At 66.2% G+C, this 25,301-nt stretch carries 21 protein-coding genes; 9 read left to right on the forward strand and 12 right to left on the reverse strand.

Features of this window, described 5'->3' with window-relative positions; translation table 11 throughout:
• Window positions 1-94: 94 nt before the first annotated feature.
• Entirely contained in the window at window positions 95-637 is a 543-nt protein-coding gene (locus IGS55_RS14100; protein ID WP_230516178.1) for a hypothetical protein, read from the reverse strand.
• 18 nt (window positions 638-655) lie between these two features.
• On the reverse strand, window positions 656-1,072 hold the full coding sequence (locus tag IGS55_RS14105) for a FeoC-like transcriptional regulator (RefSeq protein WP_176390054.1): 417 nt from the start codon (window positions 1,070-1,072) through the stop codon (window positions 656-658).
• Window positions 1,073-1,221: 149 nt separating this feature from the next.
• Between IGS55_RS14105 and IGS55_RS14110 the strand changes: the two genes are divergently transcribed.
• Window positions 1,222-1,935 carry a S24 family peptidase gene (locus IGS55_RS14110; protein ID WP_230516179.1) on the forward strand — a complete coding sequence of 238 codons (714 nt, stop codon included), beginning with the start codon at window positions 1,222-1,224 and terminating at the stop codon, window positions 1,933-1,935.
• A 44-nt stretch (window positions 1,936-1,979) separates the two neighbouring features.
• Here the strand turns inward: IGS55_RS14110 and IGS55_RS14115 are convergent, their stop codons facing one another.
• The 9 genes from IGS55_RS14115 to IGS55_RS14155 form a co-directional block, all read right to left on the reverse strand.
• On the reverse strand, window positions 1,980-3,932 hold the full coding sequence (locus IGS55_RS14115; RefSeq protein WP_268991847.1) for a propionate--CoA ligase: 1,953 nt from the start codon (window positions 3,930-3,932) through the stop codon (window positions 1,980-1,982).
• Complete coding sequence (locus tag IGS55_RS14120; RefSeq protein ID WP_230516181.1) at window positions 3,913-5,139, reverse strand: hypothetical protein; 1,227 nt, start codon at window positions 5,137-5,139, stop codon at window positions 3,913-3,915. Before IGS55_RS14120 ends, IGS55_RS14115 begins: the two co-directional genes overlap by 20 nt.
• Before the next feature lie 9 nt (window positions 5,140-5,148).
• A complete protein-coding gene (locus tag IGS55_RS14125; RefSeq protein ID WP_230516182.1) occupies window positions 5,149-6,705 on the reverse strand; it encodes an MBOAT family O-acyltransferase in 1,557 nt (518 codons plus the stop codon).
• Between the two features lie 144 nt (window positions 6,706-6,849).
• Window positions 6,850-8,040: a 2-methylaconitate cis-trans isomerase PrpF gene (gene prpF, locus IGS55_RS14130; RefSeq protein WP_230516183.1), complete on the reverse strand. Its 1,191-nt coding sequence runs from the start codon at window positions 8,038-8,040 to the stop codon at window positions 6,850-6,852.
• A gap of 124 nt (window positions 8,041-8,164) precedes the next feature.
• A complete protein-coding gene (acnD, locus tag IGS55_RS14135; RefSeq protein ID WP_230516405.1) occupies window positions 8,165-10,759 on the reverse strand; it encodes a Fe/S-dependent 2-methylisocitrate dehydratase AcnD in 2,595 nt (864 codons plus the stop codon).
• A gap of 11 nt (window positions 10,760-10,770) precedes the next feature.
• Window positions 10,771-11,925, reverse strand: a complete 1,155-nt coding sequence (prpC, locus tag IGS55_RS14140) for a bifunctional 2-methylcitrate synthase/citrate synthase (protein ID WP_230516184.1) — start codon at window positions 11,923-11,925, stop codon at window positions 10,771-10,773.
• Window positions 11,926-11,994: 69 nt separating this feature from the next.
• Complete coding sequence (gene prpB / locus IGS55_RS14145; RefSeq protein WP_230516185.1) at window positions 11,995-12,882, reverse strand: methylisocitrate lyase; 888 nt, start codon at window positions 12,880-12,882, stop codon at window positions 11,995-11,997.
• Between the two features lie 368 nt (window positions 12,883-13,250).
• The gene (locus tag IGS55_RS14150) at window positions 13,251-13,499 is read right to left on the reverse strand and encodes a hypothetical protein (RefSeq protein ID WP_034751890.1); all 249 of its coding nucleotides are present in this window, start codon (window positions 13,497-13,499) and stop codon (window positions 13,251-13,253) included.
• 123 nt (window positions 13,500-13,622) lie between these two features.
• Window positions 13,623-13,859 (reverse strand): hypothetical protein, encoded by a 237-nt coding sequence (locus tag IGS55_RS14155; RefSeq protein ID WP_070257673.1) that lies wholly within the window; start codon window positions 13,857-13,859, stop codon window positions 13,623-13,625.
• A 175-nt stretch (window positions 13,860-14,034) separates the two neighbouring features.
• Here IGS55_RS14155 and IGS55_RS14160 point away from each other — a divergent pair, with 175 nt between their 5' ends.
• The 6 genes from IGS55_RS14160 (at window position 14,035) to IGS55_RS14185 (ending at window position 23,356) form a co-directional block, all read left to right on the forward strand.
• Window positions 14,035-14,892: an MBL fold metallo-hydrolase gene (locus IGS55_RS14160; protein WP_230516186.1), complete on the forward strand. Its 858-nt coding sequence runs from the start codon at window positions 14,035-14,037 to the stop codon at window positions 14,890-14,892.
• A 288-nt stretch (window positions 14,893-15,180) separates the two neighbouring features.
• Window positions 15,181-16,038, forward strand: coding sequence for a serine O-acetyltransferase (cysE, locus tag IGS55_RS14165; RefSeq protein ID WP_230516187.1), 858 nt, complete (start codon window positions 15,181-15,183; stop codon window positions 16,036-16,038).
• Between the two features lie 120 nt (window positions 16,039-16,158).
• Window positions 16,159-17,622: an MFS transporter gene (locus tag IGS55_RS14170; RefSeq protein ID WP_230516188.1), complete on the forward strand. Its 1,464-nt coding sequence runs from the start codon at window positions 16,159-16,161 to the stop codon at window positions 17,620-17,622.
• Window positions 17,619-18,761, forward strand: a complete 1,143-nt coding sequence (locus IGS55_RS14175) for an efflux RND transporter periplasmic adaptor subunit (RefSeq protein WP_128142736.1) — start codon at window positions 17,619-17,621, stop codon at window positions 18,759-18,761. The genes IGS55_RS14170 and IGS55_RS14175 overlap by 4 nt, the downstream gene beginning before the upstream one ends.
• Window positions 18,762-18,770: 9 nt before the next feature.
• The gene (locus IGS55_RS14180) at window positions 18,771-21,911 is read left to right on the forward strand and encodes an efflux RND transporter permease subunit (RefSeq protein WP_230516189.1); all 3,141 of its coding nucleotides are present in this window, start codon (window positions 18,771-18,773) and stop codon (window positions 21,909-21,911) included.
• A complete protein-coding gene (locus IGS55_RS14185) occupies window positions 21,908-23,356 on the forward strand; it encodes an efflux transporter outer membrane subunit (protein ID WP_230516190.1) in 1,449 nt (482 codons plus the stop codon). The genes IGS55_RS14180 and IGS55_RS14185 overlap by 4 nt, the downstream gene beginning before the upstream one ends.
• Window positions 23,357-23,375: 19 nt before the next feature.
• Here IGS55_RS14185 and IGS55_RS14190 read toward each other — a convergent pair whose 3' ends face one another.
• Window positions 23,376-24,281 (reverse strand): LysR family transcriptional regulator, encoded by a 906-nt coding sequence (locus IGS55_RS14190; protein WP_230516191.1) that lies wholly within the window; start codon window positions 24,279-24,281, stop codon window positions 23,376-23,378.
• Window positions 24,282-24,327: 46 nt separating this feature from the next.
• Between IGS55_RS14190 and IGS55_RS14195 the strand changes: the two genes are divergently transcribed.
• Together IGS55_RS14195 and IGS55_RS14200 are read left to right on the forward strand one after the other, a co-directional pair.
• Complete coding sequence (locus tag IGS55_RS14195) at window positions 24,328-25,122, forward strand: class I SAM-dependent methyltransferase (protein ID WP_230516192.1); 795 nt, start codon at window positions 24,328-24,330, stop codon at window positions 25,120-25,122.
• Window positions 25,119-25,295 carry a hypothetical protein gene (locus tag IGS55_RS14200; RefSeq protein WP_230516193.1) on the forward strand — a complete coding sequence of 59 codons (177 nt, stop codon included), beginning with the start codon at window positions 25,119-25,121 and terminating at the stop codon, window positions 25,293-25,295. Before IGS55_RS14195 ends, IGS55_RS14200 begins: the two co-directional genes overlap by 4 nt.
• Window positions 25,296-25,301: the final 6 nt, after the last annotated feature.

Genomic DNA, 25,301 nt, shown 5'->3' on the forward strand with positions numbered 1-25,301 from the left:
GTACTGCTGTGTTGCCGGTGTTTCTGTTGCTGCGTGATCGAGACTCTATTGTAGGGGCGTTTTTTGCATCAGCAGGCATCTTGCAGAATTTTTTTCAGTGCCCCAGGCGGCGCATGGCGCGGGCGCCGTGCGACTGGAAGATGCCTTCCAGTTCGCTGACCATGTCCTTGATGCGTTCGAGCTCGAAGCCGCCGGAGCAGCTGATGGCCGCTTCGCCCCCACCGTGGCACGCCTTGCAAACGGCAGGCGCGCCGGCCTGCATGGCGGCGACGACGCCCGTGCCGTGGCAGACCTTGCATTTGCTGTCGAGCCAATGCGCGAGCGACGCTTCGGCCACGCGGCGGTACAAGGTATTGGCCGCCTGCGCATCCCAGGCCGTCTGCGCCTTGACCCAGCGCCGCGCGCGGCCCTTCTGCGTCACGGCCGCCGTCCAGGCGCGCAGCAGCTGCGCCAGGTTGCCCGCATTGCCTTCGAACAGGCGGCTGACGGTGCCGTCCGCGTATTTGACGCGGCACAGCAAGGCGCCCATGTCGCCGGCCAGCGCGGCCGCCGCGATCACGTCCAGGTCGTGGTGGACGGCATCGTCGCGCAGGTTCTGCGACGACAGCGATGCGATGAATTTTTCTGCAAATCCCATGATATCTCCTCGTTGATACTAATCGTTATTCTGTGCCGGGCCAAACAGCGCCGCCACCAGCGGATCGCGGCTGGCCGTGCCGCGTGCCCAGCTGGCCGTGCGGCGCACTTGCGGCGGCAGTTCGGCCCAGCCGTCGACCTCGTCGTCCTGCTCGCCCAGCGCATACAGGGCGGGCCGCTGGCGTCCCGGCTCGGTGCAATGGCGCTGCGCCAGATGGATCTGCCCCATGCCGCACATGTGGCGCAGATAGCGGCTCATGGTGCCCGCATCGAGTCCCAGCAAGGCGGACAACTGTGCCGCGCTGGCCTGGCCCTGCTCGCGGATGTACTGCGCGATGCGGGCGATATGCAGCTGCGACTTCTTGCTGCGTCCCTGTAACTGGCGCCCCTGCCGTGGCGCCGCCCTGCTTTCAACCAACTGACTGCTGTTCAACATCTGCCTGACCTCCCGTGGTGTCGCCAACCGGCAGACGCTGTAGTGCGTTTGCGACAGGCAACAAGTGGACTTTATCAATCGCTAATGTTAAAGTCAAGCATTTGGTAATTTATCAAACGGTAAATTTCAGGTTTAATGTGGAGATGAATATGTATCAATACAGACGCGACCGCCTGCTGGCCCTGATCCGCGAGCACTACGACAACACGCGCAAGAAAATTTCCGACGTCAGCGGCTGGAGCGAGGCGCGCATCTCGCAAATCCTCTCGCCCACCTACCGCGAGGGACGCGCGTTCAGCGAAAAGATCGCGCGCAAGCTGGAAGCGGACCTGCGGCTCGATAGCATGTACTTCGACCAGGGCGCGGCGCCCGACCAGGCGGCCATGGCCGCGCGCGCGCTGGCCGGCGCGCAGCCCGTGGTCGTGGAAGATGGCGAGGATGAACGCTTCTACCCGATCCGCAAGGTGAAGCTGCGCCTGTCGGCCGGCATCACGGGCTTTGCCATCGAACCGGAAACGCACGACGGCAGCACCATCAGCGTGCCGCGCAGCTGGGTCGAGCGCAATGGCTACCACCCTGAAAAACTGGTGGCGATCAAGGTCAAGGGCGAGAGCATGGAGCCGGCCCTGTACGAGGACGACGTGGTGATCATCAATACGGCCGACAACCGGCCGGCCGACGGCATCGTGTTTGCCATCAATTATGAAGGCGAGCCGGTGGTCAAGCGCATGGCGCGCGATATCGGCGAATGGTGGCTGACGTCGGACAACCCCGATCAGCGCAAATACCACCGCAAGCTGTGCCGCGGCAATGAATGCCTGATCGTGGGCCGGGTCGTGCGCAAGGAAAGCGACCGGATTTGAAAGCGAAATTTATCGATTGATAAACTTCGCTTTCATCGTGGCGCTTACGCCAGCGCTGCCTGGATCTGCTGCAGCGCGGCCGGATCATCCATCGACGTCAGATCGCCCGGGCTGCGTCCTTCGCAGATGGCCTGAATCGAGCGGCGCAGCAGCTTGCCCGAGCGCGTCTTCGGCAACTGCGCCACAAACAGCACGCGCGCGGGCCGCGCCACGGCGCCCAGCTGGCGGTCGACGACGGCCATCACTTCGCGTTCCAGCACCGCTTTCGCTTCCACGCTGTCGAAGCCTTGCGGGTCCTTCAGGATCACGAAGGCCATCGCCACCTGGCCTTTGAGCTTGTCCTCCACGCCCACGACGGCCACTTCCGACACGTTCGGATGGCTGGTGATGCTTTCCTCGATTTCGCGCGTGCCCAGGCGGTGCCCGGCCACGTTGATCACGTCATCGGTACGGCCCAAAATAAAGTAATAGCCGTCCGCGTCGCGCACGCCCCAGTCGAACGTGGAATACACTTGCCGGCCGCTGAAGGTGGACCAGTAGGTGTCGACGAAGCGCGCATCGTCGCCATACACGGTCTGCATGCAGCCCGGTGGCAGCGGGCCTTCCAGCACCAGCACGCCCTTCTCGTAGTCTTCGCACTCCTCGCCCGTCGCTTCGTTGAGCAGCTTGACCTGGTAGCCGTACATGGCCAGGCCCGGGCTGCCCAGGCGCGTCGGCGTGTCGGCAACTCCTTTTGCCACCGAAAGGATCGGCCAGCCCGTCTCCGTCTGCCAGTAGTTGTCGATGATGTCCACTTTCAGTTCGTCGGCGATCCATTGCGACGTGGTTTCATCGAGCGGCTCGCCCGCCAGGTACAGCGCTTTCAATGACGACAGGTCGTGCTTGCGCATCAGTTCCGCCGGATGCTTGCGCAGCACGCGGATGGCCGTCGGCGCCGAGAACATGCGCGTGACTTTATATTTCTCGACGATGCTCCACCAGATGCCCGCATCGGGACAGATGGGCAAGCCCTCGTACAGGATGGTGGCCATGCCGGCGATCAGCGGGCCATACACGATGTAGGAATGGCCCACGACCCAGCCGATATCCGAGGTGGCAAAGAAGGTTTCGCCGGGCTTGCCGCAAAAGTTGTACTGCATCGACGACGCCAGCGCCACCGCATAGCCGCCCACGTCGCGCTGCACGCCCTTCGGTTTGCCCGTCGTGCCCGAGGTGTAGAGCACATACGAGGCCTCGTTCGATTCGAGCCAGGTGACGGGCACCCGCGCGTCCAGATGCTGCTCGCGCTGGGCAGCGTAATCGACGTCGCGGCCCGGCGTCAGTTCCATCGGCACCAGATGGCGGTCGACCAGCAGCACCTGCCGCGGCTTGTGCGCGGCGATGCGGATGGCTTCATCGAGCAGCGGCTTGTAGGCGATCGCCTTGCCATTGCGCGAACCGGCATCGGCGGAAAACACCAATTTTGGCTGCGCATCGTCGATGCGGCTGGCCAGGCTGTTGGCGGCAAAACCGCCGAAGACCACGGAATGCACGGCGCCGATACGCGCGCAAGCGAGCATGGCAAACGCCGCCTCGGCGATCATCGGCATGTAGATCAATACGCGGTCGCCCTTGACGACGCCCAGCGACAGCAACATGGCGGCGCAGCGCTCCACTTCGCGCTGCAGCTCGCGAAAGCTGTAGGACCGCTCCGTGTTCGTTTCGGTGGAAATGGCGATCAGCGCGGCGGCATCGCCCTGGCTGTCCACCCAGCGGTCAACGGCGTTGTGGCACAAATTCGTGGTGCCGCCGACGAACCATTTGGCGAACGGCGGCCGGGAATAATCGAGCACTTGCGAAAACGGGGTGTTCCAGTCGATCTTGTCCGCTTCCTCGCGCCAAAAGGCGTCAGGCGTGTCGATCGAGCGTTGATAAAAACTTGCGAAATTCATGTCTCCTCCGGTGGTGGTTGTTTTCCATGCTTTTATACTTATCTGTTCATCTGCGTCCCCCGGCATGGCCATGCTGTTCAGCCAGCAGCTGCCTTGCAAACAATGCCGGCTGCGCCGCCGCGCAGCTGCCGCGTTCCTGCGCGATCCGCGCGCGGTTTGCCTCCAGTCTGGCAGCATCGAGCGGCATGCCGAACTGCCCGTCGTCCGGTGCAGTTTCCTGTGGCGACATCACGCGCCGCAGCACGATGTCGCCCAGCGCCTTCTTGAAATGCCCCGCTTCCCAGTACCAGCGCGTGGCCTTGCTCCGCTCGTTGGCGGAGGGTATCGGCTCGCAGTTGTACGCGCCATAACCGCTGAAATCAGTCAGGGAAATGTGCGCGTCCGGGTACCGCGCCCTGACCGCTTCAATTTCCCGCACCAGCTGTGCTTTCCATTCCTCGAACAAGGGCCACAGCCCCGCATCCTCGAACATGGCCAGCATTTGCGCGTGATAGGGATAGATCACCAGCTTGATATCTGCCTGTGTGGCCGCCATCGCCAGCAAGACGGTGCGCAACAACTGGAAGTCTTCGGTGGCGAGGCCGCGCGTCGATTTGCGGCGCAAGTTGGCGGCGCTTTCCCGCGCCCGTTGCGTGAACATCTTGTGGTAGCCGTCCCGGCGCGCATGGGCGCCATAGTCGAGCAAGGGATTGAAGCCGTCGGCCGACATGGTCGCCGCCTCGCCGTCATGCTGGATGCGCAGCGTGTGCACGGCATCCTTGACGGAGGCCAGCGAAAAGAGCGCATCGAAGCGCCAGTCGGCGCGGCCATGCGCGGGCGCAGCGGCCGCTGGCGCCGGACGTGCGGACGGTGCGACGGCGGGATTGAGAAAGTCGATGAATTCCATGCCCACGATGACCGTGCGCGGCTTGACGCCAGCCTGGCCCAATTGCGCGAACTGGCTGGCGGACGTGGCCAGCCCCGTGCCGGGTATCGCCAGGTTGTAGCCGGCACCCTGCGCAGCAAGAGCGCTGGCGCGCGGGTCGAAGCCGATCTCGGCGCGCGAGTTCCCCAGGATGATGAATTGCGGCCGCAGACGCAGCGCATGTTCCTGCTTGATCTGGCTTTGGTAGCGGGTCAGGCCCGGCTTGACGGCATTGAAATGGTCGCGGCGCACGATCCCATACACGCCATACGGATCGACGATGAGCACAAAGGCGCAAACGATGATGGCTCCCGACACCAGCAGGAGCAGCATCGTCAGCAGATACAACCTGAATGGGGAGCGTGTCATGGCGGCCCCCTAAAATTGAAAGTACAGGAACTCGGCGGGCCGGTTCAAGGCCAGCGCGCTCGCCAGCGCCAGCGCGGCGATAGCGGCCGCCCACGCGGGCGACGCGCGCCAGGTCAGCCTGCGCAAGCCGCCCAAGCCGCCCTTTCCTGCCACAGCCTGGCCGTCCTGGAAGTCCAGCGCCGGCTCGAAGCGCCGCATGATTTGCTGCGTATTGGGCATGGCGAAAACCAGCACGGCCGCCATCGCTATCCACGTCCAGCTTTCGACAAACGCCGTGCCGCCGCCCAGATAAAAGGACACGCCCATCGACGCGAGCACGGGCTGCACTGGCAACAGATAGGGAGCCAGCGCATCGGGCAAGGCCATGCCGAAGCCGCCGCCCATGCCTTTTAATATTGTCAGGGCACCGGCCATATCGGGAGCACGGAAGAAAACCCAGGCGATGCAGACGGCGGTAAAAGTGAGGCAAGTCGCCACGACATTGCCCGCACGCGTATCGGACGGCAGGTGAAGCGTGCGCGCCACGGTGCCCCAGCCCTTGTGGATAGCCAGGTAAGCGCCATGCAGCGCGCCCCAGACGATGAAATTCCACCCGGCGCCATGCCACAGGCCGCCCAGCACCATGGTGATCATCAGGTTCAGGTAGCGCCGCGCGGGCCCGCAGCGCTTGCCGCCCAGCGGGATATACAGGTAGTCGCGCAGGAAGCGCGACAGGGTCATGTGCCAGCGGCGCCAGAATTGCGCGATATTGCGCGCTTTGTAGGGCGAGTCGAAATTGAGCGGCAGGCGCACGCCAAATAATCTCGACAAGCCGATGGCCATGTCGGAATAGCCGGAGAAATCGAAGTACAGCTGGAAAGCGTACGCCAGTACCCCGCCCCAGGCGGCCAGCAGCGATGGCGCGGCCGGATCGCTGAATAAGGGCCCCGCATACGGGCCGATGTTATCGGCGACCAGTACTTTTTTCGCCAGCCCGATGATGAAAATCGTCGAGCCGATGGCCACATTCCTGGCCGAGAGCCGGAAGATCCGCTTGTCGGCGAACTGCGGCATCATCTCCTTGTGGTGCAGCACAGGGCCGGCGATCAGGTGCGGAAAATACGTGACGAACAGCAGATAGTGGACAAAGCGGCTTTCCCGCGCCTTGCCCTGGTAGGTATCGACCAGGAAGGCGATCTGCGTAAACGTAAAAAACGAAATCCCGATCGGCAGCACCACGTGCAGGACGGGCATGGGCTGCGCCAGCAATTGCGCCAGGCTGGCAACGAAGAAACCCGCATACTTGTAATAGGCGAGCATGCCCAGGTTGGCGGCGATGGCCGCGATCAACAGGCCCTTGCGGTGGCGGATGCGTCCCGGCCCAAGCAAGGTGGCGCAACTGTAATTGAAGACAATGGAGCCGAGCAGCAGCGGCAGGTAGCGGTAGTCCCACCAGCCATAGAAAAACAGCGAGGCGCCGGCCAGCCAGGCGGCGGCCCATGGCTGGCTGCGCCGTCCCAGGATGAAAAATCCCGCCAACGTGATGGGCAGATAGGCAAACAGGAAGACGTAGGAGTTAAATAGCATCTGTTCACCAGTCAGGAAGCGTGGGAGACCGCCACCGCATGCGCATCGCGGCTGACGCTCCTCCATTTTCCTTGTCGCTCAGTTTCTTTGCTAGCAGAAATATCAACTGATCTGCATGCGCATCCGCCTGTTTGGCCTGGCAGCTTAAAACGCGTCGCCGGGTATGCGCACGACACCTTCCATCAGCACGCGCGCGCTGCGGCTCATGATGGCCTTGGTGACGCTCCATGCGCCATCGGCCAGCGCCGCTTCCGCGCCCACCATCAGGGTGCCGGACGGGTGGCCGAAGCGCACCGAGTTGCGGGGACCGCCGCCGGCCGCCAGGTTGACCAGGGTGCCGGGAATGGCCGCCGCCGTGCCGATGGCAACTGCCGCCGTGCCCATCATGGCGTGGTGCAGCTTGCCCATGGAGAGGGCGCGCACGAGCAGGTCGATATCGCCCGCTTCCACGTTCTTCCCGCTGGACGAGACATAGCCGGCCGGCCTGGCGACAAACGCCACCTTCGGCGTGTGCTGGCGCTTCGCCGCTTCATCGAGGTGGGAAATCAACCCCATGCGCAGGGCGCCGTGCGCGCGGATGGTTTCGAAGCGGGCCAACGCGGCCGGATCGCCGTTGATGGCGTCCTGCAGCTCCGTGCCCGTGTAGCCGATGGCGTGCGCATCGACGAAAATGGTCGGGATGCCGGCGTTGATCATCGTGACTTTCAAGACGCCGATGCCGGGCACGTCGAGGTCATCGACGAGGTTGCCGGTAGGGAACATCGCGCCACCGCCGCCCTCTTCCTCCGCGGCCGGATCGAGGAATTCCAGTTTCACTTCGGCGGCCGGGAAGGTCACGCCATCGAGCTCGAAGTCGCCCGTTTCCTGTACTTCGCCATCCGTCATGGGGACGTGGGCGATGATGGTCTTGCCGATATTGGCTTGCCAGATGCGCACCGTGGCGATGCCGTTCGCAGGCACGCGGGCGGCGTCCACCAGGCCGCTGGCAATGGCAAACGAGCCGACGGCGGCCGACAGGTTGCCGCAGTTGCCGCTCCAGTCGACAAACGGCTTGTCGATCGAGACCTGGCCGAACAGGTAGTCGACGTCGTGCTCCGGCTTCGCACTTTTCGCCAGGATCACCGTCTTGCTGGTGCTCGAGGTGGCGCCGCCCATGCCGTCGATCTGCTTGCCGTACGGGTCGGGGCTGCCGATCACGCGCAGCAGCAAGGCATCGCGCGCCGCGCCCGGCACTTGCGCGCTGGCGGGCAAATCCCGCAGGCGGAAGAACACGCCCTTGCTGGTGCCGCCGCGCATGTAGGTGGCGGGAATTTTGATTTGGGGGGTGTGGCTCATGTCACTCCTGGACTGGAAAGAGGTAGGTCGGATTAGCGGGGCATTGCCACGCGTAATCCGACACATTGTTGGCGGGTTTTTCACACATAACGTCGGATTACGCTGCGCTAATCCGACCTACCCGTCAGGCTGCCTTGGACGACTCGAGGAAATCCTGCGCAAACCGTTGAAGAACACCACCGGCCTCATAGATCGACACCTCTTCCGCCGTATCGAGGCGGCAGGTGACGGGCACTTGCACCGTCTCGCCGTTCTTGCGGTGGATGACGAGGGTCAGGGTGGAGCGCGGCGTGCGCTCGCCGACGACGTCATAGGTTTCGCTGCCGTCCAGGCCCAGGGTCTTGCGGTTCACGCCAGGCAAAAATTCCAGCGGCAGCACGCCCATTCCCACCAGATTGGTGCGGTGGATGCGTTCAAAACCTTCGGCCACGATGGCTTCCACGCCGGCCAGGCGCACGCCCTTGGCGGCCCAGTCGCGCGAGGAACCCTGGCCATAGTCGGCGCCGGCGATGATGATCAAGGGCTGTTTGCGCTCCATGTACACCTCGATGGCTTCCCACATGCGCGAGATTTTGCCTTCCGGTTCGATGCGCGTGAGCGAACCCGCCTTCACTTTGCCGTCCTCGATGACCATTTCGTTCTTCAGGGTCGGGTTGGCGAACGTGGCGCGCTGCGCCGTCAAATGGTCGCCCCGGTGCGTGGCGTAGGAATTGAAGTCTTCCTCGGGCAAACCCATCTTCGCCAGGTATTCGCCGGCCGCGCTATCGAGCATGATGGCGTTCGATGGCGACAAATGGTCGGTCGTGATGTTGTCGCCCAGGACCGCCAGCGGACGCATGCCTTTCAATGGGCGCGCGCCAGCCAGCGCGCCTTCCCAGTACGGCGGACGGCGGATGTACGTCGTCTGCGGACGCCAGTCATACAGCGGGCTGACCTTGATGCCGTCGTCCGCCTGCGCGGCGAACATCGGAATGTACACCTTGCGGAACTGCTCCGGCTTGACGCTGGATGCGACGATGGCGTCGATTTCCTCGTCCGACGGCCAGATATCCTTGAGCAAAATCGGCTTGCCGTCCGCATCATGGCCCAGCACATCTTTCTCGATATCGAAGCGGATGGTGCCGGCGATCGCATACGCCACCACCAGCGGCGGCGAGGCGAGGAAAGCCTGTTTCGCGTACGGGTGGATGCGGCCGTCGAAGTTGCGGTTGCCCGACAGGACAGCCGTGGCGTACAGGTCGCGCGACACCACTTCCTCCTGGATCACGGGGTCGAGCGCGCCCGACATGCCGTTGCACGAGGTGCAGGCAAACGCCACGACGCCGAAGCCCAATGTTTCGAGCTCCGGCATCAGGCCAGCTTCCTGCAGATACAGTTCCACGGTTTTCGAGCCTGGCGCCAGCGACGATTTCACCCAAGGTTTACGCGTGAGGCCCAGGCGGTTCGCATTGCGCGCGATCAGGCCGGCGGCGATCATGTTGCGCGGGTTGTTCGTGTTGGTGCAGCTGGTAATGGCCGCGATGATGACGGCGCCGTCCGGCATCTTGCCCGGCTCGTTCTCGACCACGCCGGAAATCCCGCGCGCGGCCAGTTCGGACGTCGGCACGCGGTTGTGCGGATTCGACGGCCCGGCGATATTGCGCACGACGGACGACAGGTCGAAGCTCAAGACGCGCTCGTACTGCGCGTCCACCAGGCTGTCGGCCCACAGGCCTGTCTCTTTCGCGTACAGCTCCACCAGTTTCACCAGTTCGTCGTCGCGGCCCGTCAGTTTCAGATACTTGATGGTTTGCGCGTCGATGTAGAACATGGCGGCCGTGGCGCCGAATTCCGGCGCCATATTCGAGATCGTGGCGCGGTCGCCCAGGGTCAGGTGCGATGCGCCGTCGCCAAAGAATTCCAGGTAGGAGGAGACGACCTTCTGCTTGCGCAGGAACTCCGTCAGCGCCAGCACCGTGTCGGTGGCCGTGATGCCCGGCTGCGGTTTACCCGTCAGCTTGACGCCGATGATGTCGGGCAGGCGCATCCACGAAGCGCGGCCCAGCATCACGCTTTCGGCCTCCAGGCCGCCCACGCCGATGGCGATCACGCCCAGCGCGTCGACCATGGGCGTATGCGAATCCGTGCCGACCAGGGTGTCGGGATAGGCCACGCCGTCCTGCACCTGGATCACGGGCGACATGCGCTCGAGGTTAATCTGGTGCAGGATGCCGTTCCCCGGCGGGATCACGTCGACGTTTTTAAACGCTTTCTTGGTCCAGTCGATGAAATCGAAACGGTCTTCGTTGCGGCGGTCTTCGATGGCGCGGTTCTTGGCGAAGGCGTCGGGGTCGAAACCGCCGCATTCGACGGCCAGCGAGTGGTCGACCACCAGCTGCGTGGGCACCACCGGGTTGACGAGCGCCGGGTCGCCGCCCTGGGCAGCGATGGCGTCGCGCAAGCCGGCCAGGTCGACCAGGGCCGTCTGGCCCAGGATGTCATGGCAGACGACGCGGGCGGGGAACCAGGGGAAATCGAGGTCGCGGCGGCGTTCGATGAACTGGCTCAGGGAAGCGTCCAGGGTGGCCGGGTCGCAGCGGCGCACGAGGTTTTCCGCCAGTACGCGCGAGGTGTAGGGCAAAGTGGCGTAGGCGCCTGGCTGGATCGCATCGACGGCGGCGCGCGTGTCGAAATAGTCTAGCTGGGTGCCCGGCAAGGATTTGCGGTACAGGGTATTCATGGGGGTGCTCATTATTTGCGGTCCTTGATCGGCACGAATTCCAGGTCTTCCGGGCCCACATAGTTGGCGCTCGGGCGGATGATCTTGTTGTCGATGCGCTGTTCGATGATGTGGGCGGCCCAGCCCGAGGTGCGCGAAATGACGAACAGCGGCGTGAACATCGCCGTCGGCACGCCCATCATGTGGTAGGACACGGCCGAGAACCAGTCCAGGTTCGGGAACATGTTCTTGATTTCCCACATGACCGATTCCAGGCGCTCGGCGATGTCGAACATCTTGGTGGAGCCGGCTTCCTGCGACAGCGAACGGGCCACTTCCTTGATGACCACGTTGCGCGGGTCGGAGATCGTGTAGACGGGGTGGCCGAAGCCGATCACCACTTCCTTGTTGGCGACGCGCTCGCGGATATCCGCTTCCGCTTCGTCGGCGTTGTCGTAGCGTTTCTGGATTTCCAGCGCCACTTCATTCGCGCCGCCGTGTTTCGGGCCGCGCAGCGCGCCGATGGCGCCCGTGATGGCCGAGTGGATGTCCGAGCCCGTGCCGGCGATCACGCGGCTGGTGAAGGTCGACGCGTTGAATTCGTGTTCCGCATACAGGATCAGCGACGTGTGCATGGCTTTTTCCCACGACGCCGACGGTTTTTCGCCATGCAGCAAGTGCAGGAAGTGGCCGCCGATCGAGTCGTCGTCCGTTTCCACTTCGATGCGCTTGCCGTTATGGCTGTAGTGGTACCAGTACAGCAGCATGGAGCCGAACGACGCCATCAGGCGGTCGGCGATGTCGCGCGCGCCCGGTGCGTTATGGTCGTCTTTTTCCGGCAGGGTGCAGCCCAGCACGGACACGCCCGTGCGCATCACGTCCATCGGATGGGCGGCGGCGGGCAGCGCTTCGAGCGCCAGTTTCACTGCCGATGGCAAGCCGCGCAAGGATTTCAGTTTGGCCTTGTAGCCTTTCAGTTCGGCGGAAGTCGGCAGCTTGCCGTGCACCAGCAGGTAGGCGATTTCCTCGAATTCGCAGCTGTCGGCCACGTCCAGGATGTCATAGCCGCGATAGTGCAAATCGTTGCCGGTCTTGCCGACCGAGCACAGCGCCGTGTTGCCGGCGGTGACGCCGGACAGGGCGACGGATTTTTTAGGCTTGAAAGTGGCGGCTTGCGGTGCGTTCATTGATTTCTCCAAAAATTGACTAGTCTCGGTTGCGTCACTGCGGGGCCGGCATACGGCCCCTGCTTCTGTTTATTTCTTTTGCGCGGCGAACAGCGCATCGAGTTTTTGCTCGAAATCGTGGTAATTGATCGATTCATACAGCTCCATGCGCGTTTGCATGGTGTCGACGACGTTCTTTTGCGTGCCGTCGCGGCGCAGCGCCTGGTAGACGTTTTCCGCCGCCTTGTTCATGGCGCGGAAGGCCGACAGCGGATACAAGGCCAGGCCCACGTGGGCGCTGCGCAGTTCGTCCAGGGTGAACAGCGGCGTGGAACCGAATTCCGTGATGTTGGCCAGAATCGGCACGTTGACGGCCTTGGCGAAGGTGGCGTACATGTCCAGGTCCGTGATGGCTTCCGGGAAGATCATGTCGGCGCCCGCCTCGACGCAGGCGACGGCGCGTTCCAGTGCCGCTTCCATGCCATCGACGGCCAGCGCATCGGTGCGCGCCATGATGACGAAGTTCGGGTCCGTGCGCGCATCGACGGCCGCCTTGATGCGGTCGACCATTTCTTCCTTGCTCACGATTTCCTTGCCCGGACGGTGGCCGCAGCGCTTGGCGCCCACCTGGTCTTCGATGTGCAGGCCGGCCGCGCCGAACTTAATCATCGATTTCACCGTGCGGGCCACGTTGAAGGCGGACGCACCGAAACCCGTGTCGGCGTCGACCAGCAGCGGCAGGTCGCACACGTCGGTGATGCGGCGGATGTCGGTCAGCACGTCGTCCAGGCTGGAAATGCCCAGGTCGGGCAAGCCCAGCGAGCCGGCCGCGACGCCGCCGCCGGACAGGTAGATGGCTTTGTAGCCGGCGCGCTTGGCCAGCAAGGCGTGGTTGGCGTTGATGGCGCCGACGACTTGCAACGGGGATTCTTCCTGGACGGCCTTGCGGAATGCGGCACCTGCGGAGTATTGAGTCATGTGTTCACCTTATGGGTTTCGGATGGTCCCGAATGTTTCACGGAGTGGCTATGAGCATCCGTATTGCAAATGCCGTGCCAGGACCCTTCTGTCTGGGCGAAAACCGTCGAATGCAGAGTGAAAAGGCAGGCAAACGGCCATGAGGCCACGCACCGTGCGTTGTGGCGCAGCGGAACAGCGATGTCACGTTTGGCGTCAAAAACGTTTCATTATTGTTTCATGAAACTCATTTTGAAACATTTATTGAAACACGAAACAGACGCGCAGACAAGGCGATGAAAGCCCAGGCCGGCAAGACGCGCAATAAAAACAGCCGGCGGGCGCCGGCTGATTTATACATCTGGTACAACTGATACTGCCAGGGCAAACTAGGCCAGCCGCACCAGCGGATTGGCGATGATATTGTCGATCTGGCGCACGGCCTCTTCGCAGGCGGCGGCAATGGCGCCCTCCTCGTCGTCGCGCACGAATTGCATGGTCGAGCCTTCGAACACTTCCAGGCCTTCCGCCGTGGCGCGTTCGATGTCGCAACTGGCCGACCATTTGCCATCGGTGGTGGGCACGGCCAGGGGAACGATTTCCCAGCCTTTATAGTGAATTTTAGAACTGCTATTCATGGGGTGCCTCCTTGTTGACTGACTCAATAGTGGAAATCGTAGCATGAAGCGCGACTGGCAGCGACGTGTTTCACGCGCCGGCCGTCGCCAGGCGCATTTTCGGGCTAAACGATTTACGCTGGCTCAAGGGCGCAGCAAATTGTCCACTTCCGTCCTGGCCACTTCCAGGCCCGCCGTGCAAGCCGTCTCGGGCGCCGCATAGCCGCCCAGGGTGCGGCTGCGCGTGATCGCCTGCGCTTCCGGTTCACCTTCGCGCTGCAGGCGGTAGGTAAAATCCCATAAATCGTCGTTATCCTTTTGCGGGGTCACGGAAATCGTAAAACCGCGGTATTGTTCGCTGCGTGCAGTGATATCGTTCATGAATTTCTCCTTGGAAGAATGAGGTTAGCACGCGGCAAGACACAGGGTGCGCACGGTAGTCGCGCGCGTAGCCCCTCGCTTATCTGTTTTCCGCATGTTAAATGTTATTTTTCAACATTTTTTGAACGAACTCTGGCGATATAATGTCATTCCCTGCCCGCCCCCTGCCGCCGTGATGACTCCACAAATCCAAGCTTTCTTCGACCCCGCCACCGCCACCGTCACCTATGTCGTCTATGAGGCCGATGGCCGGGACTGCGCCATCATCGACTCCGTGCTCGACTACGACCCGAAAGCGGGCCGCACCTCGACCGCCTCGGCCGACAAGGTGATCGCCTTCGTGCGCGAACATGGCTTGCAGTGCCGCTGGCTGCTGGAAACCCACGCGCACGCCGACCATCTGTCCGCCGCGCCCTATTTGCAGCAGCAGCTGGGCGGCGACGTGGCCATCGGCGCCGCCATCCAGACGGTGCAGCAGGCGTTCGCGGCCGTCTACCACCAGAACGGCGCCAGGGCCGACGGCTCGCAGTTCGACCAGCTGTTCGCGCCCGACCAGGTTTTTCATATCGGCCAGCTGGAAGTGCGCGCCCTGCACGTGCCCGGCCACACGCCGGCCGACCTGGCGTACCAGATCGGCGACGCCGTGTTCGTCGGCGACACCCTGTTCATGCCGGACGTGGGTTCGGCCCGCTGCGATTTTCCCGGCGGCTCCGCTGCCCTGCTGTACCGCTCCGCGCAGCGCTTGCTGGCGCTGCCGCCGCAGACGCGGCTGTTCATGTGCCACGACTACCCGCCCAACGGCCGCGAAGCGCGCTGGGAAGTGACGGTGGCCGAACAGCGGGCCAGCAACATCCATTTGCGCGACGGCATCACGGAAGAACAGTTCGTGGCCATGCGCACCAGCCGCGACGCCACCCTCGACATGCCGACCTTGATCCTGCCCGCCATCCAGGTCAACATCAACGCGGGCAAGCTGCCCGAGCCGGAAGATAATGGCGTGCGCTACCTGAAGATACCGCTCAACGCGCTGTAATTCCCGCGCGGGCCACGGCCCGCTCCCTCTCTCCCTTCTTCCGCCCCTGGCGCCGCAGGCTGCCAGGCCGGCAGCGCCGCGTTCGCCGCACGCCCCCTCCCCCCCAAGCATCAGGAATCGTGAGCCGCGCGCTCAGTATTTACGATTTGCTTCGCCCCCTGCGGCGGCTTATCGTGTACCCGCAATCCGCGCAGCCCGGCCTTCCGGGGCCTTGGGCACTTGCCAGCCGGCGCCGGCGTTGTTGCCAGGCGCTCCACTTTTCCTTTCTTTGCCTGGACAGGCGCCACGATGACTTACTTGACATACGCCAGCCCCCTGCCGCCCGCGCCGCCCCTGCGCCGCATCGACGCCGCCGCAGCCAGCCAGCCCGCCAGCGGCGACTGCGCCTGGGAACCGGTGCGCGGGCTGGCGCAGCGGCTCGCCGCGCGCGAGCCGCTGCTGCGCCCCATGCTCGACGAGCTGATACTGCCGCACGACAGCCCCGCCGGCCTGCTTGCCGCCGTCCTGGCGCAGCGCCTGGGCGCGCGCGACATGCGCCCGGCCGTGCTGCGCCCCCTGTTCGAGGATATCCTCAGCACGCAGCCGCCCATCCTGGCCAGCATCGCGGCCGACCTCGCGGCCATCGCGCAGCGCGATCCGGCCTGCCCCGACGCCCTGCACGCGCTGCTGAACCTGAAGGGCTTTCATGCGCTGCAGACCTACCGCATGGCGCACCATCTGTGGCTCGAGGGCCGCAGCGAGGCCGCTTATTCGCTGTCCAGCCATGCGGCCAGCGTTTTCGGCATCGACATCCATCCGGCCGCGCGCATCGGCGCGGGCATCATGCTCGATCATGGCAGCGGCATCGTCATCGGCGAAACGGCCGTGGTCGACGACAACGTCTCCATCCTGCAAAACGTCACCCTCGGCGGCACCGGCAAGGAGCATGGCGACCGCCATCCGAAGATCCGTTCCGGCGTGATGCTGGGCGCGGGCGCCAAGATCCTCGGCAATATCGAAATCGGCGCCATGAGCAAGGTGGCCGCCGGCAGCGTGGTCCTGCGCGACGTGCCCGCGCATTGCACCGTGGCAGGCATTCCCGGGCGCATCGTCCGCTACCACCAGGCCGACAGCCTGCCCGCCTTCGAGATGGACCAGATGCTGTAGCGCTGCCATCGCATCGGACATGGCGTCAAACGCAATAACAAAGTGCAACTTGTGCGTCTTCCGCCATGCCAAATCCCTCAGTACCATGTAATGACTCTTATTGGATGGACAAGCCACCTTATGAATTCGCCGTCAAAACCCGTACCACCGAGCCAGCAGGCCTCCCCGGCCGGCGCCGCCACGCGGCCCGTGCGCGGCGCCCTTGCCAGCCTGTCCCTGGCGATGCTGCTGCCCGCGCTGGGCACCAGCATCGCCAACGTGGGCCTGCCCGACATGGCCAGGGCCCTGCATGCGCCGTTCCAGGATGTGCAATGGATCGTGCTGTCCTACCTGCTGGCCATCACCGCGCTGATCGTCAGCGTGGGCCGCCTCGGCGACATGATCGGCCGGCGCCGCCTGCTGCTGGCCGGCATCGCCCTGTTCGCCGTTGCCTCCATCCTGTGCGCCTTGGCGCCCACCTTGTGGCTGCTGGTCGCCGCGCGCGCCCTGCAGGGCCTGGGCGCGTCCGTCATGATGGCGCTGACCATGGCCTTCGTCGGCAGCATCGTGCCCAAGGCGCAGACGGGCAGCGCCATGGGCCTGCTCGGCACCATGTCGGCCGTCGGCACCACGCTCGGCCCCGCGCTGGGAGGCCTGCTGATCGCCCGCTTCGGCTGGCAATCCATCTTTCTCGTCAACGTGCCGCTGGCCGGCGTGGCGCTGCTGATGGCCTGGCGCTTCCTGCCGGCCGACCAGCGCGGCGCCAACGCCAAGCGGCCCGTGTTCGACCACCGCGGCACCCTGCTGCTGGCGCTGACCCTGGCCACCTATGCGCTGGCCATGACCCTGGGGCGCGGCCATTTCGGCATGCGCAACGTGGCGCTGCTGCTGGCCGCCTGCGTGGGCGGCGCCCTGTTCGTGTATGTGGAACTGAAGGCGCCGGCGCCGCTGATCCGCCTGGCCATGCTGCGCGCGCCCGTGCTCAGCGCGGGCCTGGCGACCAGCATGCTGGTGTCGACGGTCATGATGTCCACCCTGGTGGTCGGCCCGTTCTACCTGGCGCGCGGCCTGTGTCTGGGCACGGCCGTCACCGGCATGGTGCTGGCGGCCGGACCGCTGGTGGCGGCGTTCTGCGGCGTGCCGTCCGGCTGGCTGGTGGACCGCTACGGCGCGCAGCGCATGGGCGGCGCGGGCCTGTGCGGCGCGGCCGCCGCCTGCCTGGCGCTGTCGCTGATGCCCGCCAGCCTGGGCATCCCCGGCTACGTCGCACCGATCATGCTGCTCACGGCCAGCTACGCGCTGTTCCAGGCGGCCAACAATACGGCCGTGATGGGCGACATCGTCCCCGACCAGCGCGGCCTCATTTCCGGCATGCTCAATCTGTCGCGCAATCTGGGCCTCGTCACGGGCGCCTCCGTGATGGGCGCCGTCTTCGCTTTTTTCGCCAGCGCCAGCGATCTCGCCAGCGCCCAGCCAGCCGCCATGATCCGTGGCATGCACGCCACCTTTGCCGTCGCCAGCGCGCTGATACTCGCCGCGCTGGCCATTTTTGCGCTCGGCCGCGCCCTGGCCAAGCCCCCTACGCCTTCTGGAGACCCCGCATGATGCGCCCCCGTCCGATTCCGTCCCTGCCCGTCCCGCTGTTATTGCTGCTGGCCCTGGCCTGCAGCGCCACTTTATCCGGCTGCGGCCGTTCCCAGGCCGCGCCTGGCGGCCCGCCGCCCAAGCCCACCGTGTCCGTGGCGCTGCCGGAAACGTCGATGGTGCAGGCCACCCTCGACTACACGGGCCGCATCGAACCGTCGCAGCGCGTGGAAGTGCGCTCGCGCGTGTCCGGCTATTTGCAGCAGATCGCCTTTCGCGACGGCCAGCAGGTCAAGGCCGGCGATGCGCTGTTCGTCATCGACCCGCGCCCCTTCGCGGCGGCGCGCGACCGCGCCCAGGCCAGCCTGGCCCAGGCCAATGCGCGCAGCAAGCTGGCCAAGGCCCAGTTCGAGCGCAGCAGCCGGCTGCAGCAAACGGGCGCGGCCAGCACCGAGGAGCTGGAACGGGCGCGCGGCGAACTGGAAGGCGCGCAGGCGGCCGTCATGCTGAGCCAGGCGGAATTGCGCAGCGCCGAGCTGGAACTGTCCTTCACCACCATGCGCGCGCCCATCGCCGGCACCGTGTCGGACCGCCGCGTCGATGTCGGCAACTACGTGGCCGGCGGCGCGGCGCAGGGCGGCGTGCTGACCACCATCGTCGCGCACAGTCCCGTGCGCGCCATGGTCGACCTGTCGGAAGCGGATTTCCAGCGCCTGCGCCAGCAAAGCAAGCTGCCATCGAAGGTGCAGCTGGCGCTCGACGGCGGCGGGCCCGCCCAGGATGCCAGCGTCGACTTTGTCGACAACGAAATCAGCGCCCGCTCGGGCACGGTGCGCCTGCGCGCCAGCCTGGCCAACGCCGACCGCGCCGTCATGCCGGGCAGTTTTGCGCGCGTGCGCATCCCCGTCGGCAAGGCACAGGAACGCTTGCTGGTGCCCGACGCCGCCATCCTCAGCGACCAGAACAAGAAAATGGTGTTCGTCGTGGACGCGGCGGGCAAGGTGGCGCCGCGCAAGCTGGAACTGGGCGGCCTGCAGGGTGACAAGCAGATCGTGCTCTCCGGCCTCACGCCGCAGGACCGGGTCATCGTCTCCGGCGCGGCCAAGGTGCGCCCTGGCGACCAGGTGCTGGTGGCCGCTCCCCGCGCCAACGGCGCATAAGGAGAGACCATGCGCTTTTCCCAATTTTTCATCCGCCGTCCCGTGTTTGCCATCGTGCTGTCGATCCTGATCACGCTGGTGGGCGCGGTGTCGGCCATGCGCCTGCCGATCTCGGAGTTTCCCGAGATCGTGCCGCCCACGGTGACCGTGAAGGCCAACTACCCTGGCGCCTCGGCGCAGGAAATCGCCGATACCGTCGCCGCGCCGATCGAACAGGAAATCAACGGCGTCGACGGCATGCTCTACATGTCCTCGCAATCGGTGGGCGACGGCAAGCTGACCATCAGCGTGGTCTTCAAGCCGGGCACCAACGTCGAGCAGGCCCAGTCGCTGGTGCAGAACCGCGTGGCGGTGGCCGAAGCGCGCCTGCCCGAAGCCGTGCGCCGGCTGGGGCTGGCCGTCAAGAAGGCCTCGCCCGACCTGCTGATGGTGGTGCTGTTCGATTCGCCGAAAGGCACGCGCGACCAGCAGTACATCTCCAACTTCATCGGCACGGCCATCAAGGACAAGCTGGCCCGCGTCGAAGGCGTGGGCGACATCTACACGCGCGGCGCGCGCGACTTCTCGATGCGCATCTGGCTCGACCCGGCGCGCGTGGCCTCGCTGGGCCTGACGGCGCCGGAAGTCATCGCGGCCGTGCGGCAAGCCAACTCGCAGGTCGCCGCCGGGGTGCTGAACCAGCCGCCGGGCGGCAGCGACGGCGCCTACCAGGTGCAGGTGCAGGCGCAAAGCCGCCTGCGCGACGTGGCCGAATTCGAAGCGATCGTCGTGGCCGCCCATGCGGACGGCGGCGTGGTGCGCCTGCGCGACGTGGCGCGCGTCGAGATGGGCGCGCAGGATTACACGGAAAGCGGCTTCGTCGACAACCGCACGGCCATCGCGCTGGGCATCAGCCTGCTGCCCGGCTCGAACGCGCTGGCCACGGGCGACCGCGTGCTGGCCCAGCTGGCCAAGATGGAAGGCGAGTTCCCGCAGGACGTGGCCTACCACGCCTATTACAATCCGACCGAATTCATCCGCTCCTCGATCGACAAGGTGCGCGACACCATCTTCGAGGCGGCGCTGCTGGTGTGTCTGGCCATGCTGCTGTTCCTCGGCTCGTGGCGCGCCGCCATCATTCCCATCCTGGCCATTCCCGTGTCCCTGGTCGGCACCTTCACGGTGCTGGCCGCGATGGGCTACACCCTCAATACCCTGTCGCTGTTCGGCCTGGTGCTGGCCATCGGCATCGTCGTCGATGACGCCATCGTGGTGGTGGAAAACGTCGAGCGCCACATGGAGGAAGGCATGAGCCCCGTCGCCGCGGCGCAGCGCAGCATGAACGAAGTGGGCTTCGCCCTCGTCGCCATCGCGCTGGTGCTGGTGGCCGTGTTCGTGCCGACGGCCTTCATCGACGGCATCTCCGGCATGTTCTACCGCCAGTTCGCCGTCACCATCGCCGCCTCCACCGTGATCTCGGCGCTGGTCTCGCTGACATTGTCGCCGGCCCTGGCCGCGCTGCTGCTCAAGCCGCAGCACGATGCCAACAGCCTGGGCGCGCGCTGGATGGTCATCTTCAACCGCGGCTTTTCCCGCCTGACGGGCGGCTACGTGCGGCTGACGGGGCGCATCCTCTCGCGGCGCTGGCTGATGCTGCCCGTGTACCTGCTGCTGGCGGGCCTGACCCTGTGGCGCCTGGACGTGACGCCGCGCGGTTTCGTGCCGCAGCTGGACCGCGGCTACGCCATCGTCTCGATCCAGCTGCCGGCCGGCTCGACCCTGGCGCGCACGAGCGAAGTGGTGCAGGACGCCACGGCCCGCCTGATGAGCCACCCCGGCGTGGCCCACACGGCCGCCTTCGTCGGCACGGACGGCGCCACGTTTACGTCGGCGCCGAATACGGCCGTCATCTTCACCATGTTCAAGGACTTCGGCGCGCGCGCCAGCGATGGCCTGGACGGCCCGGCCATGCTGGGCGCCATGCGCGCCAGGCTGGCGCCCATCAGCGCGGCCCGCGTGATGGTGATACCACCGCCTTCCGTGCCCGGCATCGGCACCGGCGGCGGCTTCAAGCTGATGCTGCGCGACACGGGCGGCCTGGGACCGCAAGCCTTGCAGGCCGCCGCGCGCGGCATCGTCGAGGAAGCGGGCAAGCTGCCCTCGGTGATGGGCGCCTTCACGCCGTTCAACGCCATGAGCCCGCAGATCAAGGTTGAACTGGACCGCACCAAGGCGGAATACCTGGGCGTGCCGCTGCTGCGCGTGAACGAAACCCTGCAAAGCTACATGGCGCCCGTCTTCGTCAACGACATGAACCTGATGGGCCGGGTCTGGCGCGTTACCGCCCAGGCGGACGCGCCCTACCGGCGCAGCGTGGCCGACCTGGCCGCGCTGAAGACGCGCGCCGCCAACGGCGACATGGTCCCGCTGGGCAGCGTGGCCACCTTCAGCGAAGGCACGGCGCCGTTCCGCGTGCCGCGCTACAACCTGTATCCCGCCGCCGAAATCCAGGGCAGCACCAAGCCCGGCTACTCGACGGGGCAAACCATCGCCGCGATGGAAGAGCTGCTCAAGGCGCGCCTGCCGGCCGGCTTCGACTACGAGTGGACGGAACTGGCGCTGCAGGAAAAACACGCGGGCGGCAGCACCGGCATGGTGCTGGGCCTGGCCGTGCTGCTCGTGTATCTGCTGCTGGCGGCGCTGTTTGAAAGCTGGCTGCTGCCCCTGTCCGTCGTGCTGATCGTGCCCAGCTGCGTGCTGGCCACGCTGGTCGGCGTGTCGTGGCGCGGCCTGGACAACAACGTGCTGACGCAGATCAGCATCGTGGTGCTGATCGGCCTGGCGGCCAAGAATGCCATCCTGATCGTCGAATTCGCACGCCAGGCGATGGCGGCCGGCGCCGATGCGCGCGAGGCGGCCATCGCCGCCGCCCGCACGCGCCTGCGGCCCATCCTGATGACGTCACTGGCCTTTTTGCTGGGCGCGATACCGCTGATGCTGTCTTCCGGCGCAGGCGCGGAAATGCGCCAGTCGATGGGCACGGCCGTCTTCGCCGGCATGCTGGGCGTGACCTTGTCGGGCCTGTTGTTTACACCGTTGTTTTTCACCTTGCTGAGCAGGCGCCGCGCGGCGCCCGCCGCACGCACGGTTGCGCTGGGAGAAGCCGCATGAGCCGCACAAGCCGCATGAACAATGTGAACACGCGCCGCACCGCGCCACTGCTGGCTGCGGCCATGCTGGCCCTGGCCGGCTGCAGCGTCGGCACGCCCACGGCGACGCGGGCACTCGACACGGCGCAGCTGCCGGCCCTGCCCTCGGCCGCCGGCGCACCGGAGCTGCAGGCCGGCGCGCCGCCGGCGCTGTGGTGGCAGGCACTGGGCGACGCGAGGCTGGAGCAATTGGTGAAACGCGCCTGGCAAGACAATTACGACGTGCGCATCGCCGCCGCGCGTCTGGCCAGCGCCAGCGAATACGCGCAGGCGGCACGCGGCGCGCGCCTGCCGACGGTGGATCTCGATGCCCAGGCCGGACGCGCGCGTCTGGCGGCCATCGAGAGCAGCGACGGCCAGCCGCACATCGCCTCGCCGGTGCAGTGGAACGCCGTCTTCAGCTGGGAGCTCGACCTGTTCGGCCGCGTGCGTCACAGCATCGCAGCGGCCGAGGCCTCGGCGGACGAACGCGCCGCCGTGCGCGACGACGTGCGGCGCCTGATCCTGGCGCAGGTGGTGGATGCCTACCTGGTGCTGCGCGGCGCGCAGCAGATGCGCGCCAGCCTGCAGGAGCAATTATCGAACCAGTCCGGCACCTTGCGGCTGGTGCGCGAGCGCGAGGACGCGGGCCGCGCCGCACCGGCCGAACGCATGCGCGCCGAGGCGCAAATGCGCCTGGCCAGCGCCCGCCTGCCCAGTCTGAATGCAGAGGAACGGGTGGCGCGCAACCGCCTGGCGACCCTCACGGGGCAGCGCCTCGATGCGCCGGAACTGGCGGCGCTCGACCAGCCGATGCCGCTGGCGCTGCCGCAGACCCTGCTGACGGATGAACCGGCACACCTGCTGCTGCGCCGGCCCGACGTGCGCGCGGCCGAACGCGCGCTGGCGGCGGCCAGCGCCCGCGAAGGCGCCGCCATCGCCGAGCGCTTCCCGCGCATCAGCCTGGGCGCGCTGTTCGGCGCCTCCGGCGTGGCCGGCGACTGGAATGGCGGCGACGCGGCGCGCTGGCATGCGGGCGCCGCCTTTACCCTGCCGCTGTTCGATGGCGGCACGCGCCGCGCCCGCGCCCGCGCGGCCGGCGCCGAAGTGCTGGCCGCGCAGGCCGGCTTCGACAAGGCGCTGGCACTGGCGCTGGAGGAAACGGACAGCGCCATCGCGCAATGGGTGCAGCTGCGCAGCCGCCATGCGGAACTGCGCGAGGCGCACCAGCTGGCGCAGGAAAGCGCGCGCCTGGCCAGGGTGCGCTACCAGGAAGGCGCGGAAAGCCTGCTCGGCGTGCTCGAAGCGGAACGCATCGCGCTGGCCACGCAGGAACAGCTGGTGACGGCGCACCGCGACGTGGCCATCGCCACGGCACATGGCTACACGGCCATGGCGGGCGGCTTCGACGGGCCCGTGCCGCGCTAGGATAACGCTGCCGGCGGCGTCAGGCGGCGCCTGCCTGGCCGGCGCAGGCGTCCACCACGCAGCCGCGCAGCCAGCGGTGGGCGGGGTCGGCGTCCATGCGCGGATGCCACATCAGGGAAACGGTCAGGTCCGGCATGCGCAGCGGCAGCGCAAAGCTGAACATGCCGGCGCGCAGATTGCCCGTATGCCGCTCCGGCACGGTGGCGATCAGGTCGGAGCCGGCGGCCAGCGCCAGCGCCGCCGTAAAGCCGCCGACGATGCTGGTGATGCTGCGCTGCAGTCCCAGCGCGGCCAGCGCGTCATCCATCGGTCCCGTATCCTGGTCGCGCCGCGCCACCAGCACGTGCTGGCCGGCCGCATAGCGCTCGGCGCTGATCTCGCCCTGCGCCAGCGCATGGCCGCTGCGCACCACGCCCACGAAACGGTCGCCGAACAGGCGGCGCGTGCGCACTTCCGGACTCGTGAAACTGCCGATCACGCCCGTCTCCAGATCGATGCTGCCCTCGCGCAGCTGCACGCTTTCACGGTCGACCTTTTGCACGAAACGCAGACGCACGCCGGGCGCCTGCGCGCCGATATGCGCAAGCAGCGCGGGACCGAAATTTTCCACGAAACCGTCGCTCGAACGCAGCGTGAACGTCTGCTCCAGCTGGCGCGGATCGAGCCGTTGCGCCGGTCCCAGCACGGCCAGCACCTCGCCCACCAGGGGGCCCACCCGTTCGCGCAATTCCAGCGCGCGCGGCGTGGGCACGAGTTCACGCCCGGCGCGCACGAGCAGCGGATCGCCGGTCGTCTCGCGCAGGCGCGCCAGGGCGCGGCTCATGGCCGATGGACTGAGACGCAAGCGCCGCGCGGCGCGCGTGACGCTGCCTTCCGCAAGCAGCACATCGAGGGTGATTAACAGGTTCAGATCGGGTATCGACATAGTTTCTTACCTTAGCATGATTTATTGGGTCCATGGCGCCAGACGCATGGATACATTGTGCGCCGCACGCCTTCCGGCGCACCCGGCGCGGCGCTACGATGGACGCATCGCCACTTCGATCGACAACGACATGCAAGCCACTCTTGCTCCTGGCGCCGGCTCCGCCGCGCGCCCCCGTTTTCCGCTGCCGGACATGCCGCTGCGGCCGATGGACAGCGCCGACTGGAACCGGCGCCACGCTGGCGAAAATGCCGCCGCGGCATCCAACGCCAGCGCCGTGCTGGCCGCCGAAGTGGCCGGCCTCGCACCTGGCAGCGCGCTCGACCTGGCCTGCGGCACCGGGCGCCATGCCGTCTGGCTGGCGCAGCAAGGCTGGCAAGTGCGGGCCGTCGACTACGCCACAACGGGGCTCGACAAGGGCCGGCAACTGGCGCGCGCGCGCCAGGTCGAGGCGCACATCGACTTCGTGCTGGCAGACCTGCGCCACTATGCCCTCGGCACCGGCCACCATGACCTGGTGCTGCTGGCCTATTTGCACCTGCCGCAGCAGGAACTGACGCCGATACTGGCGCGCGCGGCCAGGGCCGTGGCACCCGGCGGTACCTTCCTGCTGCTGGCGCACGACGAGGATAGCTTCGCACATGGCCACGGCGGGCCACTGCATCCCGAACTGCTCTACCGCCTGGACCGGGTACTGGCCTTGCTGGGCGCGGCCTTCCACATCGACAAGGCGGGCCGCACCGGCAGCGGAGAGACCTCCGGCCTGCTGGTACGCGCCCGGCGCAAGACCGGCGCCACGGCCCAAGGCGCACCCGCAGCGGCGCCAGGGAGCGCCAATTGAAACGCCTGCTATCGTGGGCGGCAAGTTTCATTACGCCCGACAGCCCGGCGCAGATCCAGCAGCCAAATACGGAACAGGAACAGGACGCCAGCGAAGAAAAAACGTCATCCGCGCCGGCCGACGCCTATCCGCTCGACGCCACGGGCTGGGGCACCTGCGGCTGGCCACTGTAAGCACGC

This window comes from Janthinobacterium sp. EB271-G4-3-2, assembly GCF_020858035.1.
Classification (GTDB): Bacteria; Pseudomonadota; Gammaproteobacteria; order Burkholderiales; family Burkholderiaceae_D; genus Janthinobacterium; species Janthinobacterium aestuarii.

Coding starts and splice junctions, on each gene's coding strand:
- IGS55_RS14100 (WP_230516178.1), bottom strand. CDS start 637: ATGGGATTTGCAGAAAAATTCATCGCATCGCTGTCGTCGCAGAACCTG.
- IGS55_RS14105 (WP_176390054.1), bottom strand. CDS start 1,072: ATGTTGAACAGCAGTCAGTTGGTTGAAAGCAGGGCGGCGCCACGGCAG.
- IGS55_RS14110 (WP_230516179.1), top strand. CDS start 1,222: ATGTATCAATACAGACGCGACCGCCTGCTGGCCCTGATCCGCGAGCAC.
- IGS55_RS14115 (WP_268991847.1), bottom strand. CDS start 3,932: ATGCCGGGGGACGCAGATGAACAGATAAGTATAAAAGCATGGAAAACA.
- IGS55_RS14120 (WP_230516181.1), bottom strand. CDS start 5,139: ATGACACGCTCCCCATTCAGGTTGTATCTGCTGACGATGCTGCTCCTG.
- IGS55_RS14125 (WP_230516182.1), bottom strand. CDS start 6,705: ATGCTATTTAACTCCTACGTCTTCCTGTTTGCCTATCTGCCCATCACG.
- prpF (WP_230516183.1), bottom strand. CDS start 8,040: ATGAGCCACACCCCCCAAATCAAAATTCCCGCCACCTACATGCGCGGC.
- acnD (WP_230516405.1), bottom strand. CDS start 10,759: ATGAATACCCTGTACCGCAAATCCTTGCCGGGCACCCAGCTAGACTAT.
- prpC (WP_230516184.1), bottom strand. CDS start 11,925: ATGAACGCACCGCAAGCCGCCACTTTCAAGCCTAAAAAATCCGTCGCC.
- prpB (WP_230516185.1), bottom strand. CDS start 12,882: ATGACTCAATACTCCGCAGGTGCCGCATTCCGCAAGGCCGTCCAGGAA.
- IGS55_RS14150 (WP_034751890.1), bottom strand. CDS start 13,499: ATGAATAGCAGTTCTAAAATTCACTATAAAGGCTGGGAAATCGTTCCC.
- IGS55_RS14155 (WP_070257673.1), bottom strand. CDS start 13,859: ATGAACGATATCACTGCACGCAGCGAACAATACCGCGGTTTTACGATT.
- IGS55_RS14160 (WP_230516186.1), top strand. CDS start 14,035: ATGACTCCACAAATCCAAGCTTTCTTCGACCCCGCCACCGCCACCGTC.
- cysE (WP_230516187.1), top strand. CDS start 15,181: ATGACTTACTTGACATACGCCAGCCCCCTGCCGCCCGCGCCGCCCCTG.
- IGS55_RS14170 (WP_230516188.1), top strand. CDS start 16,159: ATGAATTCGCCGTCAAAACCCGTACCACCGAGCCAGCAGGCCTCCCCG.
- IGS55_RS14175 (WP_128142736.1), top strand. CDS start 17,619: ATGATGCGCCCCCGTCCGATTCCGTCCCTGCCCGTCCCGCTGTTATTG.
- IGS55_RS14180 (WP_230516189.1), top strand. CDS start 18,771: ATGCGCTTTTCCCAATTTTTCATCCGCCGTCCCGTGTTTGCCATCGTG.
- IGS55_RS14185 (WP_230516190.1), top strand. CDS start 21,908: ATGAGCCGCACAAGCCGCATGAACAATGTGAACACGCGCCGCACCGCG.
- IGS55_RS14190 (WP_230516191.1), bottom strand. CDS start 24,281: ATGTCGATACCCGATCTGAACCTGTTAATCACCCTCGATGTGCTGCTT.
- IGS55_RS14195 (WP_230516192.1), top strand. CDS start 24,328: ATGGATACATTGTGCGCCGCACGCCTTCCGGCGCACCCGGCGCGGCGC.